At 60.5% G+C, this 15,868-nt stretch carries 14 protein-coding genes and 1 pseudogene; all 15 read left to right on the top strand.

The window, feature by feature from the left end; translation table 11 throughout:
• A partial coding sequence (locus IH881_07785) for a serine hydroxymethyltransferase (GenBank protein MCH7867585.1) occupies positions 1-872 on the top strand: 872 nt, incomplete at its 5' end.
• A gap of 3 nt (positions 873-875) precedes the next feature.
• Entirely contained in the window at positions 876-1,367 is a 492-nt protein-coding gene (nrdR, locus tag IH881_07780) for a transcriptional repressor NrdR (protein ID MCH7867584.1), read from the top strand.
• Between the two features lie 14 nt (positions 1,368-1,381).
• On the top strand, positions 1,382-2,500 hold the full coding sequence (gene ribD, locus IH881_07775; GenBank protein ID MCH7867583.1) for a bifunctional diaminohydroxyphosphoribosylaminopyrimidine deaminase/5-amino-6-(5-phosphoribosylamino)uracil reductase RibD: 1,119 nt from the start codon (positions 1,382-1,384) through the stop codon (positions 2,498-2,500).
• Positions 2,501-2,573: 73 nt separating this feature from the next.
• Positions 2,574-3,062, top strand: coding sequence for a 6,7-dimethyl-8-ribityllumazine synthase (locus IH881_07770; GenBank protein MCH7867582.1), 489 nt, complete (start codon positions 2,574-2,576; stop codon positions 3,060-3,062).
• Positions 3,059-3,592, top strand: a complete 534-nt coding sequence (gene nusB, locus IH881_07765; GenBank protein MCH7867581.1) for a transcription antitermination factor NusB — start codon at positions 3,059-3,061, stop codon at positions 3,590-3,592. The genes IH881_07770 and nusB overlap by 4 nt, the downstream gene beginning before the upstream one ends.
• Positions 3,589-4,212 (top strand): hypothetical protein, encoded by a 624-nt coding sequence (locus IH881_07760; GenBank protein MCH7867580.1) that lies wholly within the window; start codon positions 3,589-3,591, stop codon positions 4,210-4,212. The genes nusB and IH881_07760 overlap by 4 nt, the downstream gene beginning before the upstream one ends.
• Before the next feature lie 231 nt (positions 4,213-4,443).
• On the top strand, positions 4,444-6,282 hold the full coding sequence (locus IH881_07755; GenBank protein ID MCH7867579.1) for a DUF4388 domain-containing protein: 1,839 nt from the start codon (positions 4,444-4,446) through the stop codon (positions 6,280-6,282).
• 204 nt (positions 6,283-6,486) lie between these two features.
• Complete coding sequence (locus IH881_07750) at positions 6,487-6,876, top strand: response regulator (protein MCH7867578.1); 390 nt, start codon at positions 6,487-6,489, stop codon at positions 6,874-6,876.
• A 9-nt stretch (positions 6,877-6,885) separates the two neighbouring features.
• Positions 6,886-9,003 (top strand): chemotaxis protein CheA, encoded by a 2,118-nt coding sequence (locus tag IH881_07745; protein MCH7867577.1) that lies wholly within the window; start codon positions 6,886-6,888, stop codon positions 9,001-9,003.
• Positions 9,000-9,530, top strand: coding sequence for a chemotaxis protein CheW (locus IH881_07740; protein MCH7867576.1), 531 nt, complete (start codon positions 9,000-9,002; stop codon positions 9,528-9,530). The genes IH881_07745 and IH881_07740 overlap by 4 nt, the downstream gene beginning before the upstream one ends.
• Positions 9,531-9,549: 19 nt before the next feature.
• On the top strand, positions 9,550-10,011 hold the full coding sequence (locus IH881_07735) for a purine-binding chemotaxis protein CheW (GenBank protein ID MCH7867575.1): 462 nt from the start codon (positions 9,550-9,552) through the stop codon (positions 10,009-10,011).
• Complete coding sequence (locus IH881_07730; GenBank protein MCH7867574.1) at positions 10,011-12,587, top strand: HAMP domain-containing protein; 2,577 nt, start codon at positions 10,011-10,013, stop codon at positions 12,585-12,587. The genes IH881_07735 and IH881_07730 overlap by 1 nt, the downstream gene beginning before the upstream one ends.
• Before the next feature lie 61 nt (positions 12,588-12,648).
• A pseudogene (locus IH881_07725) lies at positions 12,649-12,759 on the top strand (zinc-ribbon domain-containing protein).
• Positions 12,760-12,828: 69 nt separating this feature from the next.
• Entirely contained in the window at positions 12,829-13,767 is a 939-nt protein-coding gene (locus IH881_07720; protein MCH7867573.1) for a response regulator, read from the top strand.
• Positions 13,764-15,860 (top strand): HEAT repeat domain-containing protein, encoded by a 2,097-nt coding sequence (locus tag IH881_07715; protein ID MCH7867572.1) that lies wholly within the window; start codon positions 13,764-13,766, stop codon positions 15,858-15,860. The genes IH881_07720 and IH881_07715 overlap by 4 nt, the downstream gene beginning before the upstream one ends.
• The last annotated feature ends 8 nt before the right edge of the window (positions 15,861-15,868 follow it).

Genomic DNA, 15,868 nt, shown 5'->3' with positions numbered 1-15,868 from the left:
TCAACTTTTCCGGCAAGCGATACAATATTATTCCCTACGGCGTGCGCCGGGAAGACGAGTGCATCGACTACGACGAACTGCGCAAGCTGGCCCTCGAACATCGACCCAAAATGATCCAGTGCGGGGCAACGGCCTACTCTCGCACGATCGATTTTGCTGCCTTCCGGAACATTGCCGACGAGGTTGGGGCCGTGCTCTTTGCCGACATCGCCCACATTGCCGGGTTGGTGGCGACCGGAATTCATCCCAGTCCGATCGGCATCGCTCAAATTGTCACCACCACCACCCACAAGACCCTGCGCGGACCGCGAGGTGGGTTGATCCTGTGCGACGAGGAATGGAAGAAGAAGATCAACAGCTCGATCTTCCCGGGGTACCAGGGCGGCCCGTTGATGCATGTGATTGCGGGCAAGGCCGTTGCCTTCAAGGAAGCGCTAGCCCCGGACTTCAAGTCCTATTGCCAACAAATTGTCGTCAATGCCAAGCTGCTGGCGAAAGAGTTCATCGGGCGTGACTTGCCTGTAGTCTCCGGGGGCACGGACAATCACCTGTTCCTGCTCTCGCTGGTCGGTCGGGAAACGACCGGCAAGACCGCACAAATTGCGCTGGACCGCGCCGGGATCACGGCCAACAAGAACATGGTGCCCTTCGACCCGCGCAAGCCGGCGGTCACGTCGGGAATTCGCATCGGCACGCCGGCCGTGACGACCCGCGGAATGAAGGAGGCGGAAATGGTGCAGATCGCCGGCATGATCGCGCGCGTGCTCGAACGCCCGGACGACGACGCCTTGCTCGCTGAGATTCGCGGCGACGTCGAAAATATGTGCCGCAAGTTTCCGTTGTACCCGGATCGCTGGAGCGACCAGGACTGATCGATGCGCTGTCCCTTCTGCGCGGACGATGAAAATAAAGTCATCGACACCCGACTCGCGAAGGATGGCGGGGAAATTCGCAGACGTCGGGAGTGCGCGGAGTGTGGTCGGCGTTTCACCACTCGGGAACGCCTCGAGACGGTGTTGCCCCGGGTGATCAAGCGCGACGAACGTCGAGAAGACTACGATCGCGAAAAGCTGCGCGGGGGCATCGAGGCAGCCTGTGTGAAGCGACCCGTGAGTGCAGACGCGATCGAGAGTTTGCTCGACGCGGTCGAACGGGCGGTTCACGACAGTGGTGAAAAGGAAATCGCCAGCCGAGATATCGGCGATCAGACCATGCGCGGTTTGATCGACCTCGATCACCTCGCAGCCGTTCGTTTTGCTTCGGTGTACCAGAACTTCGAGAGCGGTGAGGACTACATCGCGTTCTTCGCAGAGTTGAAGCAAAACGAGATTCAAGACGAGGACCCAGACGAGGATTCCGCGCGATGAAACCCGAGGTTGCCATGCGATTCGCCCTTGCGAAGGCGAGGCGGGCCTCCGGACGCACCTTTCCGAACCCCGCGGTAGGTGCGGTCGTCATTCGCGGTGACCAGGTGCTCGGCCGCGGTGCCACCCAACCCTATGGCGGGCCCCACGCCGAAGTCATGGCGCTGCGCGCAGCGACCCGACGCGCAGGTGCGGCGGCAGTGCGCCGTGCCACCCTCGCCGTGACTCTCGAACCCTGTTGCTTCACCGGTCAGACCGGACCGTGCACAGAGGCCATCCTCGCCGCAGGCATTCGCAGGATATTTGTGGGATGCCGAGACCCCCACCCACGGATGCGCGGGCGCGGCATCGCGAAGCTTCGTCGCGCAGGCGTAAACGTCGAGGTCGGCGTGCTCGAAGCCGACTGTATCGAGCAACACCGAGGATTCTTCTCGCTGTGCAAGCGGGGGCGTCCCTTCGTCACCCTGAAGTTGGCCACGACCCTCGACGGTCGGATTGCCACTGCGGCCGGGGAGTCGCGCTGGATTACCGGAAGCGCTTCCCGCGAGCTGGTTCACCGCCTGCGGGCGCAAAGCGACGCAGTCATGGTCGGATCGGGAACCGCGCTTGTGGATGACCCCGAGTTGTCGGCTCGTCTGCGGGGGCGGGTTGTTCATCGACCCGTTCGGGTGCTCGTCGATTCGAAGTTGCGCGTGTCGCCCAAGTCCAAGCTTTACGCCGGACTGTTGCCGGAGGCCGAGCGAGAATCGGCCGTTTTCCAGACCTGGGTGTTGTGCCGCGCACGAGCCCGCGGTCGCGCGGCAATTGCCGCGACCGGAGCGCGATTGATCGATGTGCGTACCACGAGTCGCCACCTCGACCTGGGCGCGGCCCTCGATCGCCTGGGGGAGGCGGGGCTGACGACGCTTCTAGTAGAGGGGGGAGGCGAACTGGCCGCAGCGCTGCTCCGCGCCGATCTGATAGACGAGATACACTGGATCCAGGCCCCGATTTTGATCGGTTCCGACGGCAGGTCGGCGATCGGAGCGCTTTCGCTCGATCGGTTGCGCGACGCCGTTGTCCTCGACGACGTCGTCGTGCGCCGAAGCGGGGATGACCTCCACATCCGGGCCCGGGTTCGTGGGGCGAAAGGATGACGATGCCGGTGTTCGGCAGATGGATCGAAGAGAATTGGTCAAACAATTCGTCATGGGAAGGGACATCGCTTCGATGAAGACCTATCCCGTGAACCTCGATGCTACGGGTCTGCAGCTTGCGGTCGTGGTTGCGCGTTTCAATCACATGATCAGCACTCGTCTGCTGCAGGGGTGCAGCGAGACCTTCTGTGAATTGGGGGGGCGACTCGAAGACTTGCACGTCGCGTGGGTTCCCGGCGCCTTCGAGATCCCCCAGGCCGCGCGGATGCTCGCCCAGAGTGGCCGCTACAACGCCATCGTGACCCTCGGCTCGGTGATTCGCGGGGGCACGCCGCACTTCGATTACGTGTGCAACGGAGTGACGGATGGGGTGCGAGAAGTGATGCGCGACACCGGCGTTCCGGTGTCGTTTGGGGTTCTCACCGTAAACGACATCGACCAGGCGATGGACCGCGCAGGTGGCTGCGAGGGGAACAAAGGTGCGGATGTGACCCGTGCCGCGGTCGAAATGGCGAACCTATGTCCTTCCCTGGCCAAGGCACCCCCATCGGAGGACGTATGACGGAGCCAGCGGAATCGCCGTCCAGCGCGCGCCATCGGGCGCGAGAGGTCGCCCTGCAAACTCTTTTCGCGATGGATCTCCAAAACCGACCCCGACGACTGGAGCCTAAAACTGACGCGCTCGAAGGTGAGGAACCCAAGCTCGATGCTCCTCCTCCCACCATCGCGAAGACATCCCCCGCGAGTGCGTCCGAGGTATTCGACGGGGTCGCCGAACATTTCGAGATGCCGCACGCGGCCCGGGACTTCGCCCTCGAACTCGTGGTTCAAGTTGTCGCACACTGCGAAGGGCTCGATGAGATCGTGTCCAACCACGCCAAGAATTGGCGAATTTCGCGCATGGCGATCGTCGATCGCAATATTCTGCGCCTTGCTACCTTCGAACTTGCCCATACCGAAACGGCCGCAGCCATCGTGCTGAATGAGGCGGTCGAATTGGCCCGGCGCTATGGCAGTGACGAGTCGCCGCCGTTCGTCAACGGAGTGTTGGACGCAGTGGCCAGAAAAGTGCGCTCAGGGGAGTTCGCATGACTGGAATCCTCGATCTCGAACTCGGGGACGAACCGCTCGAGCGAAGCAAGGTTGATCTCGTGGTGGCGGGTATTTTCATCGACGAGCTGCCCCTTCGCGGGGGTGCGGGTCGGGTGGACTGGCGACTGTGCGGACTCGTTTCGGATCAGATCCTGGCAGGAAGAATTCGCGGAGCCCGGGGTGAAGCGCTGTTGATCCCGTCCACCGGCCAATTGCGGTCGAACAGGGTGATGGTGCTCGGCCTGGGGGTTCGTTCGAAGTACAAGCTGGAATTGATCGCCAAGAGCGTTCAACAGGCCGTATCGCGCGCGACGGCTCTCGCCTCGCCATCGATCGCCATGGCACCGCTGGGAATTGCCGGGGACGAGTTTCCGCGTTGCGCGGAAGCCATCGTGGCCGGGGCCGTCGCGGGTTTCGAAGCATCGACAGCCAGCCTGCGACTGCGCATTGTACTCCCCCCCGCCGAGGTGAACCGCGGAGTCCAGGCGGTCGCCGCCTATCTCGGTACCGTCGCGACTCCGAAGCTTCGCTTTCAGCGGAAATCCGGGCGAATCTCCTCATCCCAAACATCTCGTGCAAGGTCTCAGGAACTGGCAGCACCCCACCGAAGCCCCCGTTAGTCAAGCGGGAATTGGGATATCGCGGAGTTGCCGAGAGGCCCAAGGGCGATTCAAGTCTCTCCTCGTTCGGCCGATCATCTCCGAGTGGGGCTGTCGTTCTCAGTTCCCGACTTAGCTGCAGATCATTCACGCTGCGCGCATTCTCGTTGCGTGCGGACTGGCTGATTTGAACGGGGTCCATGTCCGCTGAGATCAATGTGTTGTTTGTTGTAGAGCGAGCCGGAGTGCGCAATGAGCTTGATCGGAAGTCTTGAAGACCTAGGTCTGGGAGACATCCTTCAGATAATCCACCTATCGCAGAAGTCAGGCGTGCTCAGTATCCGTGGAGATGGGGGGGAGGGGCAGATCGTCTTTCAGAACGGTTTGGTCCGCCTTGCCACGATGAAGGGCGATCCAGAAGATCTCCGGGGCTTGCTCGTCCCCGGATGTTTTGTCAGCGAAGCCGACTTCGAGGTTGCGGCCAATTTCGCGAAAGAATCCGGTGTGGAGCTTCTTGCTGCGCTGGAACAACAAACATCGATCAGTCTCGAACGTATCGATTCCCTGCGACGCGAATGCGCCGAGAAGGCGGTCGGCAGGATGTTTTCCTGGGTCTCCGGTGAGTTCAGCTTCGACGTGGGTGCCGAGAGCGATTGGCTGAACAACGAGATGGCGCTCTCGACAGGGGTCAATGCCCAGTTCATGGCGATGGAAAGCCTTCGCATCTGGGACGAAAGCCACCGCCCGGGTGGGTCAGAATCCGACGATCAAAGCGTTGCAGATACCGGGACAGACTTGAACCTCGATCTCTCGGCGGAAGAAATGTTTGGCGTAACCGAAACCGCTGCAGCTTCTGAAGATGATGGCGTTGTCGAAGAAGTCGAAGTCATCGAGGAACTCGAACCCGTCGATGTCGATACAGTCGAACTCGTCGAAGATTCGTCAGTCGGCCCGGAAGGGATTTCGGAGATCATTGCCGAGGACACTTCGCAAGGCCCAGTAGACCTGCTCGTCGAAGCGACCGCCGAGCGGGTTGCGCCAGAGATGGAAACCGGGCAAACGCTCAAAGACGAAGTTCTTCCGCCGGTGATCGTCATCGATGAATCTTTGTCGGTGCTCAATTGGGCGCGTCAAGCGCTGGCGAAGCATTTTGCCAGCGTTCACGTGTTTCAGCGATCGCAGGAAGGCCTCGGTCGCATTCGCCAATATCTCGCTCGTGCCCAGGCGCCCATCCTGCTGATCTCTCCAGAGATCGATGGCAACCCTTTGAGCGGCATCGTGGACGCCGCCGATTATGTGAATCGCCTTCGGGGGCAGGCTCCGCACATGCCGATCGCCTGGTTGGTTGCGGAAGACAAGGCCGATGGATGCGCGCTTCCCGTCGCCCTGCCGATCGCTGTGCACCCTTCAGAGAGCGCGATGCAAACCGCAGATTCGCCCGATCAACAGATCCTGGCTCAACAACTCACGGCTACCTTGCGCGAAGAGTCGGCCCGACTTCTCTCGAAAGGCCGGGCGAGTGGCGCATCGTCGGCTGTGAAGGTCGAGGCTCGGCGCGAGATGGCACCGGCCAATGATCTCGAGCGGCTCAAGATCGCAACACAAGCCCTGAGCGACGCTTCCAGTCGCGGCGAGGTTCTACCGCTGGTGATTCGCTTCGCGGCGGAATCCTTCGAGCGCGTTGCAATGTTCATGGTTCGCGGCGAACAGATTATCGGCATGGCTCAGCACGGACTCGAAGCGACCGGGGGGCCGGACGACGTCGAGATGAGGGCCTTGCAGTTCGAGCGTTCGGAGGTGGGCAGGTTCTCCGAGGTCATCGAGAGCCTGAATCCGATTCAGGTGCCGGTACGCGACGCAGGAGATCAACGATTGTGTGAGTTACTCGGAAGCGAGCCCGGTAGAAATGCCTACATTGCCCCGATCGTGAGCGGCGAGCAGGTGGTGGCTTTGCTGTACGCAGAAAATGGTCCGAGTGAAGAAGATCCAGGGGATACGAGCGCGCTAGAGGTGGTCTTGCATCACGCGGGGATCGCACTCGATCGCGCCGTCCTGGAACGCACCTTGGCGGAAGCCGACGAACAGCGCTGAGCCATGCTTCCGCTGTGGCTCGATGATTCAGCTACGGCCGTCCCCCGGATTCCGCCCGCACAGGTACCTGCCAGGCCTGTGCAATTCGCGAGTCAGCGATTTGCTAGAAGCCTTGGAAGTCCTTCTCCCATCTAAAGAAAGCTCAATGTCCGCCGATAAATAGATGCGTTCCGTGAACGCGTGACTCGTATCGGGAGGAAGCATGTGCAGCGCATTTTAATCGTCGAGGACTCCGCCACGATGCGGTCCTTGCTCGCGTCAACGCTCGAAGAATTGGGCGACGAGGTGAAAGTAACCGAGGCTTCGAGTGGTTTCGAAGCTTTGCGCTTCCTGCCGCGAGAAGATTACGACCTCGTCGTGACAGACATCAACATGCCGGATATCAACGGACTCGAACTCGTTTCGTTCGTCAAGAGCAATTCGAAGTATTCCTCCATCCCGTTGATCATTGTTTCTACTGAAGGCTCTGAACGTGATCGAGACAAGGGGTTGGGCCTCGGGGCTAACGCGTATCTGGTCAAGCCATTCGAGCCGGAGACCCTTCGCGAAGTCGCACGGGATCTACTCGCTCAATCGACGCCCAAGAAGGGGTAGGTCGGCGCCGTGGCAGCCAAGAAATCCAAGCGGAAACAAGCGCGACCGAGCAAGGCCGATTTAGAATTCGTCGCGGAAGCGGAAGAGATTCTCGAGCGGATGCGCGAGGACCTGGCCAATCTTTCGGACCAGCGGGCGAGCGGCACAGAAGTCGACCCCGATCTCGTCAACAGCATATTTCGCTCGGCCCATTCCATGAAGGGATTGGCGGGGCTGTTCGGGCTAGAGACCATGAGCGAACTCGCTCACCATCTCGAAGACATCCTCGACAGCCTCCGGCTTGGACGCCTGTCGATGGAAAGTCCCGCCCTGAACCTGCTCGATGAAGCGGTCGAGTTGTTTTCACTGCTCATGCGACGTCTCGGCGACTCAGACTTCGAGCCTGAAGCGCAGAGCAGTGTCGAAGAACTCGTGAATCGAATCGAAGCGGCGGTACAGGAGCGCGTCGAATCGGATGATACACTCACAGGGCTCGATCTGGATCCATCCCTGTTGCGCGCGCTCACGGAGTACGAAGAGCACCGCCTGCGCGAAAACATCAGTCGCGGCCGGCACGTGGCGCTGGTCGATTCCACGTTCGAGATCATCGCGTTCGAAGAAGGCCTGTCAGAGCTTTCCGAGGCGATCCGCGAAGTTGGCGAAGTGGTCTCTACACTGCCGTCGCCCGGTGATGCCCCCGAGTCGCAGATCCGTTTCTCGCTCCTCGTCGCGTCCGATCTTTCCAGCGACGACATTGCCGAGCGCCTCGATTTTCCCGACACCCAAGTGCGATTGGTCATTGCTGGGACCACCAGTTCGTCGAGCAATTCGCCCGAAGAGACCGCGACCTCCGAAGAGTCAAAACCGAGCCAGGCCGGGCCAAATGGTTCCGAGCCGCAGAATCCGACCGCCGATGAAGCCGCCGCTGATCTGTCTGCGGGAATAGGCTCTCTGAAGTCGATCAGCGCAACCGTTCGAGTCGACATCCACAAGCTCGACGATCTCATGAATCTGGTCGGAGAGTTGACCATCAGTCGCATCGCCATTGCACGGATTGCCGAGAAGCTGGCGACAGATTCAAGCACCCGGCGTATCGCCTCTGAGCTCTCGAAAGCCCATAAGACGTTGGATCGAAAACTCAAAGAGTTGCAGAGCAGCGTCCTTGACGTGCGCATGGTTCCCCTGCGACAGATCTTTGAAAAACTCTCCCGAGTCGCTCGCCGACTGCAGCGCGATCTCGGCAAGACGGTCAACCTCGAGTTCAGCGGCGTAGACACCGAACTCGACAAGCTGATCGCCGAGAAACTCGTGGACCCGCTAATGCACATCGTGCGGAACAGTTTCGATCATGGGATCGAGTCCCCAGAAGAGCGCGTCAAGCTCGGCAAGAGTCGCGACGGAAACATCCGCATTGATGCGTTTCAGCGCGGCAATCACGTGGTCATCCAGATCGAAGACGACGGTTCCGGAATCGATCCGGTGGCGGTGCGCGCGAAAGCCGAGGCCCTGGGGCTCGTGGACGCCGACGCGGTGCTGACAGACAAGGAATGTCTGAGCTTGATCTTCGCCCCCGGTTTTTCGACTCGGAACGAAGTGAGCGGGACCAGTGGGCGCGGTGTCGGGATGGATGTCGTGCGCAGCAACCTGAGCGATTTGGGTGGCATCGTCGACATCAGTTCCCAATTGGGCCGTGGAACCACCTTGACCCTGACCCTGCCCATCACCCTGGCGATCATACAAGCCCTGATCGTGGGCGTCGGAAAGCAGCGTTTCGCGATTCCCCTCAACTCGGTTCTCGAGACCCTGCTGATAGATTGTTCTGAGATCCAACACAGCGAGGGGCGAGAGATTCTCAATTTGCGTGGCGAACCACTTCACCTGCGCAGGCTGTCCGATGAGTTTGGTCTGAGCCACTCCGAAGATGAACGTCAGTATGTGGTGGTGCTCGCGCTGGGCGATCTGCGCGTTGGCCTGCTGGTCGATCAACTCGACGGCCAGCTCGACACGGTCATCAAATCGATCCAGGGTCCCATCGCTCAAGTTCGTGGGATCGCCGGTGCGACCGAACTGGGGGATCGCGGTGCAGTGTTGGTAATCGATGTTTCGGCGATCATCGAGGATGCGCTTCGGCGAAGGGACGCGGCATGACGGCTCGCAATGTCGGATCGGACGAAGGCCGTGACAGCGAGATCCCGGAGTGGGAGCGGTTGGGGCGCGGTGCCTCGGGACATGACGTTTCAGACGAGGAGCCGGAGATTCTCCGGGAGCTGTTGACCTTCGTGTTGAACGACGCGCCGTACGCGGTTCCCGTCGATCAGGTGCGTGAGATCATACGCTTACGAGAAATTACTCCCATGCCGCGCGTGCCCGACAGTGTCGTCGGCGTCGTGGCGTTGCGCGGGGAAGTCGTGCAGGTGCTGGACGGACGCATGCGACTGGGCCTCGCGCTCTCGCCACCGACGCGGCGCAGTCGAATCATTGTTCTGCACGGGGAAGACAACGGAGTTACCGGAGTTTTGGTGGACGCCGTAGACCAGGTCCTTCGGGTTTCCGAGGATAAAATCTCTCCCGCGAGCTCGAGCCAGAGTGGGGCGGTAGTCGAATTTTGCAAGCGCGGGGATGAGTTCGTGTCGATCGTCGACATGGCTCATGTATTGGATCTAGATGCGAGTTGATCAAGAAACAACGCTGCCGGTGAGCGAAATCAGTCTCGCGTGCTTTGAAGCGCGTGGGCAGTGCTATGCCTTCGATGTCGGGTTGGTGCGCGAAATCGTTCGCCCTCAGGAAGTCACGCCTCTTCCCAATGCTCCGGAACTGATCGATGGTGTCGTGGAGTTGCGCGGGGGCCTCGTGCCCTTGCTCGATCTCAGCCGCGTGTTGGGTGGCGAAGCGAGCGAGGAGACGCCGGCCTCACGCATCGTGGTTCTCGATTGCGATGGGTTGTTGCTCGGGTTGCGTGTGGATGCCGCAAACTACGTACTTTCGATCGACCCAGCACTTTTGGAAGATGTACCCGACCTCGCGGTTCAGGCAGGTTACAACGTCGTTCGCGCGGTGGTCCGGCGTTCTGATGGGCCTCCAATCATGGTTTTATCTGTGGAGACAATCTTGGAAAATGTTTATCGCTCCGCCTTGGCGAGCCCGGGAGAAAAGTAATGCAAAACGATTCGCTCCCAAGTGCGCACCATATGCGCCAGCGGTTCGCCGCCTACGTCCTGTCGGCGGCAATGGCTACCCTGGTGGTATTCGCGCTCTGTGTCTCTCTGCTGTTGGATCTCGAGGCAGCGGATTCATGGACCTTTGGAACGAGTCTGGCCGTAGTCTTGTTCATGGCTGCCGCCGCGTGTGGCATCTGGATGCGGCATGCGCTCAAGCCCGTCGCCGCTTGGCTCGACGATCACACGGGAGAGGAAGGGACAACTGCCCCGACCCTGAACGCGTTTAGCGCCGTGATCGCTCTGCCCTCGGACACGCAACGCGTATTCACCGTCACAGGGATTTGCGCGGCGATCGGTTTGCCGGTCGTGTTGACGATCATGGACGGAGTCGGGTGGGGCATTACGACTCGCAGCTTCGTGCTCGTACTGGCCGGGGTCTCGGCGGCGACCCTCGCGGGCTTTGTGCTGTTCTTCGGCTTGAAGCGGGAACTCGAACCTATTCGCCGGGAAATCGCGACGAGGATCCATGATTCCGAAGAACGCCGCAGTCGCATTCGACCGGTTTCACTTTCGCGAAAACTGTCAACTGCCGTGGTGGGCACTGTGGCGGCAACTGTGGTCTTTGCCATGACATTTACGTACGTCCAGACCGACGCCGCTCTGGATGAAATGGTCTTGCGGACCGAGGTCATGGCCCTCGAAGCGGTCGCAGCAGAACTGCCCCAGACGAGCTTCGAACAGGCCGTTCAGGCCGTCTCGAATGATCGAAAATTGTTGCCCTTTCCGATTTTCTTCGAAATGATCGCGGAGGGAACTGCGCCCGCCGGAACGGACGAATCTCGCATGATGCGCGAGAAGATCCTTGCGTCCGTCGCGAGCGGCAAATCTTCCGGCGTCTTCAGCAAGCCGCACCAAGATGCACTCTGGGCCTATCGCACGCTGCCCAAGGGGGGGATCGTGGCGGCGCGAATTTTGCGAAGTGACATCGCACTCTCCACAAGTTCCAGGCTGCCGGCGCTGTGCCTCGTGCTGGTCGTCTCGATGAGCTGTGCATTCTTGATCGCGACGCTGATTTCCTCGGATCTTCACGCTTCGCTCAGATCGCTTGGCGCCACAGCAGAAAGCCTGGCCAGCGGCAATTTGCAACGCGGGCAAGTCTTCGAATCCGAAGACGAGTTTGGCGACTTGTCGCGATCGTTCGAAGTCATGGGGAGCGCCCTGCGAGACATGGTCAAGAGTTTGTCCGCCGCCGCGGACGGGGTCGATGCCTCGACCAGCAGTATCGCTCGAGTTGCCGAGGGAGTCGCAGGGGCCAGCGCGGAACAAGTGCGAAACATCCAACAAGCGAGCGAGTTGATGGTGTCGATCAACAAACAGGTGATGGACGTCGCGGGCTCGGCACAGGACTTGAATATTTCCGTCGAGGAATCGAGCAGTTCGATTCTCGAATTGGGCGCCGCAGGCGATGAGTTGAACGAAACCGCGTCGGTTCTCGGGAGCAAGGTCGACGAGGTGTCCAGTTCGATTGAGCAGATGGTGCGCAGCGTAAAGCAGGTGAATTCGACCAGTGAGGGTCTTACGGAAGCGGCCGCTGAGACTTCCGCCAGCATGGAAGAGATGGCGAGTGCGATGCGTGCGGTAGACACCACGGCGGAGCTGACCGCGGAACTCTCGAGAAACGTGATCAGCACCTCCGAACTGGGTCAGCAGAAGGTGTCTCAGACGATCGATGGTATGCACGCGATTCGCGATGCTACCGACACTGCGGAGAGCGTGATTCGCGGTCTGGGGGCTCGCACCAAGGAGATCGGAGCGATCCTGGACGTGATTGACGACGTTGCTGAAGAGACCAACTTATTGGCACTGAATGCGGCGATCATCGCGGCGCAGGCGGGTGAGCATGGGCGCGCCTTTTCCGTGGTGGCCGAGGAAATCAAGGAACTCGCGGACCGAGTGATCGCAAGCACCAAGGAAATCGGTGGCCTGATTCGCGGCGTGCAGGACGAGAGTGACAATGCGGTCGGCGCCATCGAAGTTGGAGCCCGGAGTGTCGCAAGTGGAGTCGAGCTGTCTGCCGAGGCAGGCGTTTCATTGGAAGAAATCACGAGTTCCTCGCGAGAGAGCGGCCGCCGCATCAGCGAGATTGTTTCGGCCGTGCGTGAACAGACTGCCGCTGCGTCACATGTGGTTGGCTTGATGGATACGGTGCGCGATGGGGTCGAGGCCATTGTGGGCGCGTCCGCCGACCAGGATCGCGGCAACGAGATCATCTATCGCTCGTCGATCACGATGCGCGAAGTAGCGCAACAGGTGCGGCGAACCACCGAAGAGCAGTCTCGCGGCTTCATTCGAATTCGGGAGAGCATCGAGGGTGTGCGAGAGGTTGTTGAAAACATCAACGATTCGCTTCACGAACAATCAGCGGCGTGCAATCAGGTGGTCGTCTTTCTCGAGCAGGTGTCCGAACAAACCAGCTCGAACGAAGCGGCAGCCGAGTCCCTGGGAGATTCGATCAGCGGTCTCGTCTCCCAGGCAGAGGACCTGCGCGAACAGGTAGCGAAGTTCCGTATTTGAGAGGCAGGCATCGGTTGCCACGGACGGAACTGGGCCACGGCGACTAGAGGGAGTAAAGAGAATGATTGCTACATGTCCCAATTGTACGGCGCGATATCGCGTTGCCGAGAGTCGAATTGGCCCGAACGGGTCCCGACTCAAATGTGCGAAATGCCAGTCCCTATTCAAGGTGGTTGCCCCTGAGAAACCGATTGCACAGCCTGTCGCTCCTCCAACACAGCCAGCAGCTCCAGTGCCGCCGGTGGTCGCTTCTGCCCCCGATGTGACGTCCCAGGCTGCGAACGAAGCTCCGCACCAGGCGCAGGGCGAGGTCAGCCAAGGGTCTCCTCCCGCTTCGGCCGAGGATGTTGCGGTCGATCGCGAGCGTCTCGTCGTCGTTGCAGACCCGGATGTGGACTGCGGCAAATCAACGGTTGCAAGGTTGTCCGCTTGGGGGTTGCACCCCGTTCTCGTGCACGATGGTGTCGAAGCCATGCTGACCATTCAGCGCATGCTGCCCCGGGTTGTCGTGCTCGACGCTGCGTTGCCCAAGATGTACGGGTTTCAGGTTTGCGAAGTCATCAAGCGCAACGAGAGCCTGCAACACACGGGGGTGATTCTGGTCGGTGCTGTCCACAATCAGGAACGCTACCGCCGCCAGCCCGTCGAACTCTATGGAGCCGACTTCTACATTGAGCAGCCCGATCTGCCGGATGGCCTCGGTCCCTTGTTGGAACAGATGGGGCTGACCCTGTCGACGCCCGGCGGAAACGCGACGCCCGCGCCGCCGCCGACCCCGGAGCCGGCCCAGATCCCGGCCCCGGCGCCGAAACCGGTACAGACATTGAAGCTGCCGCCTGAGCCGCCGATCGTCGAACCCTCCCTCGAGTTGGATGAAGTTGCACCGCAGGTGACAGCTCCGGTCGAGGCAGCACCCAGCCCAGATCCGAGTGACGAATTGGCAGAGGTGCGCACGAACGCCGAGCGATTGGCGCGAATCATCGTCTCGGACATCGCGCTCTATCAGCCTGAAAAATTCGCTGATGCGATCACGAGCGGGAACGTGGTCGAGGCGATGGACGACCAGATCGAAGAAGGAAGGGTGCTCTTTGCCCAACGAATAGATGAGCGGGTACGTGCTGAGCGGGACTTCATTGTGGAAGAGCTGCTGCGCGTCGCCCGGGAGCGAGGCATGCAATGAATTCTGAAATGTCTGAGCGCGAGCGAGATTCCATTCTCGCTGGTCTTGAAAGCAGCGACGACGAACTGCGTCGTCTGGCAGTGGAGCGTGTTCTAGAGCTTCCGATTCTGGATGCCATCACGCACCTGGTATCGAGCCTGGGTGATTCCAGCTGGCGGGTCCGAAAGGCCAGTGTCGAACGACTCGTTGCTTGCGGAGAAACGAACATCGTCGCGGATGCCCTGATCGCCGCTTTTTCTGATGGCGACAATACGGGGCGACGCAACTCTGCAGTCGAAGCGCTGGTAGCGATGGGGCCATTGGTTCTGCCGCAACTCATCGATTCCCTGGATAGCGAGGACATCGATGTTCGGAAATTGATCGTCGACACCGTCGCGGGCATTGGAGACCAACTCGGCGAGACGGCCATGATTGCTTCACTCAGCGATTCGGACGCGAATGTGTGCGCGGCGGCAGCCGACGCACTCGGCGCGATCGGCGGCGTTGGCGCCGAGTCTGCGCTTCGGACATGTGCAATCGATGAAAACAACGACCAACTCTTGCGCTTGTCGTCGTTGCGTTCGCTCGTCGACCTCGAAGTCACGGTATGCGTCGCGGATTTGCGCGGGGTCCTGGAGGATCCAGTCCTCGCGACGGCGGGTTACGCTCTGCTGGGCTATCTCGACGACGCCGAGGCAACAGAGTGCCTGCTCAAGGGATTGGAGGAAAATTCCCGGGTTGGCCGCGATGCCGCGATGACGGCGCTGCTGCGAGTCTTGTCCCGGCGAGACGGCGCTGAATTCGAATCCATGGTGTCGCGTATCCGAGAAGTGGCGCGGTCTCTACCGCGATTGGCCGAGAGTGTCATCGAACGGTTGCCCGAATCGGACCTGGCGAGTCGACTCAACATGGTTCAATTCCTCGGCCTGGTCGGCGAACCCGAATGTGTCATCGCAATTCTCGAAGCGGGGCGTGACGAAGCGATCGCAGAAGTAGCGCAAGCGACTCTGGAACAGCTGGGACATGTCAGTGAGGACGCGATCAATGACGGTTGGGATGGGCTCGATTCACCCATGCGCCGGGACGCGTGTCGCTTGTTGGGAGGGACGGCCGGTCCCCATGCCATTGAGCGCTTGCTCGAGTCTCTCAATTCAAACGATGGAGAGCAACGCTCTGCCGCCGCTGAGGCGTTGGCGGCCTGCGGTTGTGCCGAGGCGCTCGCGCCGTTGGTGCGGCGACTCGAACTGTCGGCTAACGGTGACGACATCGAAGCCGAAGAAGAGTGCATCGTGTTGGTGGATGCTCTTGTCACACTATGTACGGGTCCTCACGACGAACATGATGTGTTGCTGGCCGAAGCAGTGGAACTCATATCGGGAGTTCTGGAAGGCGCGAGCGAAAGAGTTCGCCTGGAATGTGCCCGAGTGCTGAGTCGTATCGGGCGCAGCGAAGACCTGGAAATTGTGACTTCGCTGATGAAAGACGCGAGCGCTGACGTTCGCCGCTCCGCTGTAGAGGGGCTTTCGAGAATATCTGTGGGCGGCGATTGCGAGCCTTTGCGTCTGGCGCTCGCCGACGAATCCTACCTGGTCCGAATTGCCGCCACCGGAGCCCTGATCGCTTCAGGCCGCGAGGGCATCCGGGAGGACCTCGAGCGCCTGTTGCACGACGAAGACTGGCGTGTTCGATCGTCGGCGATGCGATCCATCGGCGCCCACGATTGTGTCGGTTTGACTCGGGAAGACAAGATCGCCCTGCTTACAACTGGGTTCGGAGACATCGGGGCCGTGTGTTTGGCTGCACTCGAAGCTTTGACTCAGGTGGGTGGCGCTGAGGCAGCGCGGGTTGCGTCTCCGCTGCTTTCTCATGAGCAGCAGGAACTGGCGCAGGCGGCGGTGAGCTGTCTCGGTGCTCATGCAGACCAGGAACAACTTCTGGAACTGCTGCCGTTGGTCTCTCACCCGAATTGGGCGGTCCGAGCCGATGCGATTCAGGTGCTCGCAGATCGACGCGTAACCCGGGCGCTGCCGAGTATTCTGCGCCGCCTCGAGATAGAACAAGATGCCTTTGTTCGCGATGCAATCCTTCACGCCCTCAAACGGTTGGAGGTCTGAGTTCGGGT

This window comes from Myxococcales bacterium (genome assembly GCA_022563535.1).
Taxonomy (GTDB): Bacteria; Myxococcota_A; UBA9160; order UBA9160; family UBA4427; genus DUBZ01.
Note: the sequence above shows the minus strand (reverse complement) of the source record. Positions and strands in the feature narration are given on the sequence as shown.

Bases quoted from the DNA above. Each gene is read 5' to 3' on its own strand.
- nrdR (MCH7867584.1), top strand. From the start codon at position 876: ATGCGCTGTCCCTTCTGCGCGGACGATGAAAATAAAGTCATCGACACC.
- ribD (MCH7867583.1), top strand. From the start codon at position 1,382: ATGCGATTCGCCCTTGCGAAGGCGAGGCGGGCCTCCGGACGCACCTTT.
- IH881_07770 (MCH7867582.1), top strand. From the start codon at position 2,574: ATGAAGACCTATCCCGTGAACCTCGATGCTACGGGTCTGCAGCTTGCG.
- nusB (MCH7867581.1), top strand. From the start codon at position 3,059: ATGACGGAGCCAGCGGAATCGCCGTCCAGCGCGCGCCATCGGGCGCGA.
- IH881_07760 (MCH7867580.1), top strand. From the start codon at position 3,589: ATGACTGGAATCCTCGATCTCGAACTCGGGGACGAACCGCTCGAGCGA.
- IH881_07755 (MCH7867579.1), top strand. From the start codon at position 4,444: ATGAGCTTGATCGGAAGTCTTGAAGACCTAGGTCTGGGAGACATCCTT.
- IH881_07740 (MCH7867576.1), top strand. From the start codon at position 9,000: ATGACGGCTCGCAATGTCGGATCGGACGAAGGCCGTGACAGCGAGATC.
- IH881_07730 (MCH7867574.1), top strand. From the start codon at position 10,011: ATGCAAAACGATTCGCTCCCAAGTGCGCACCATATGCGCCAGCGGTTC.
- IH881_07715 (MCH7867572.1), top strand. From the start codon at position 13,764: ATGAATTCTGAAATGTCTGAGCGCGAGCGAGATTCCATTCTCGCTGGT.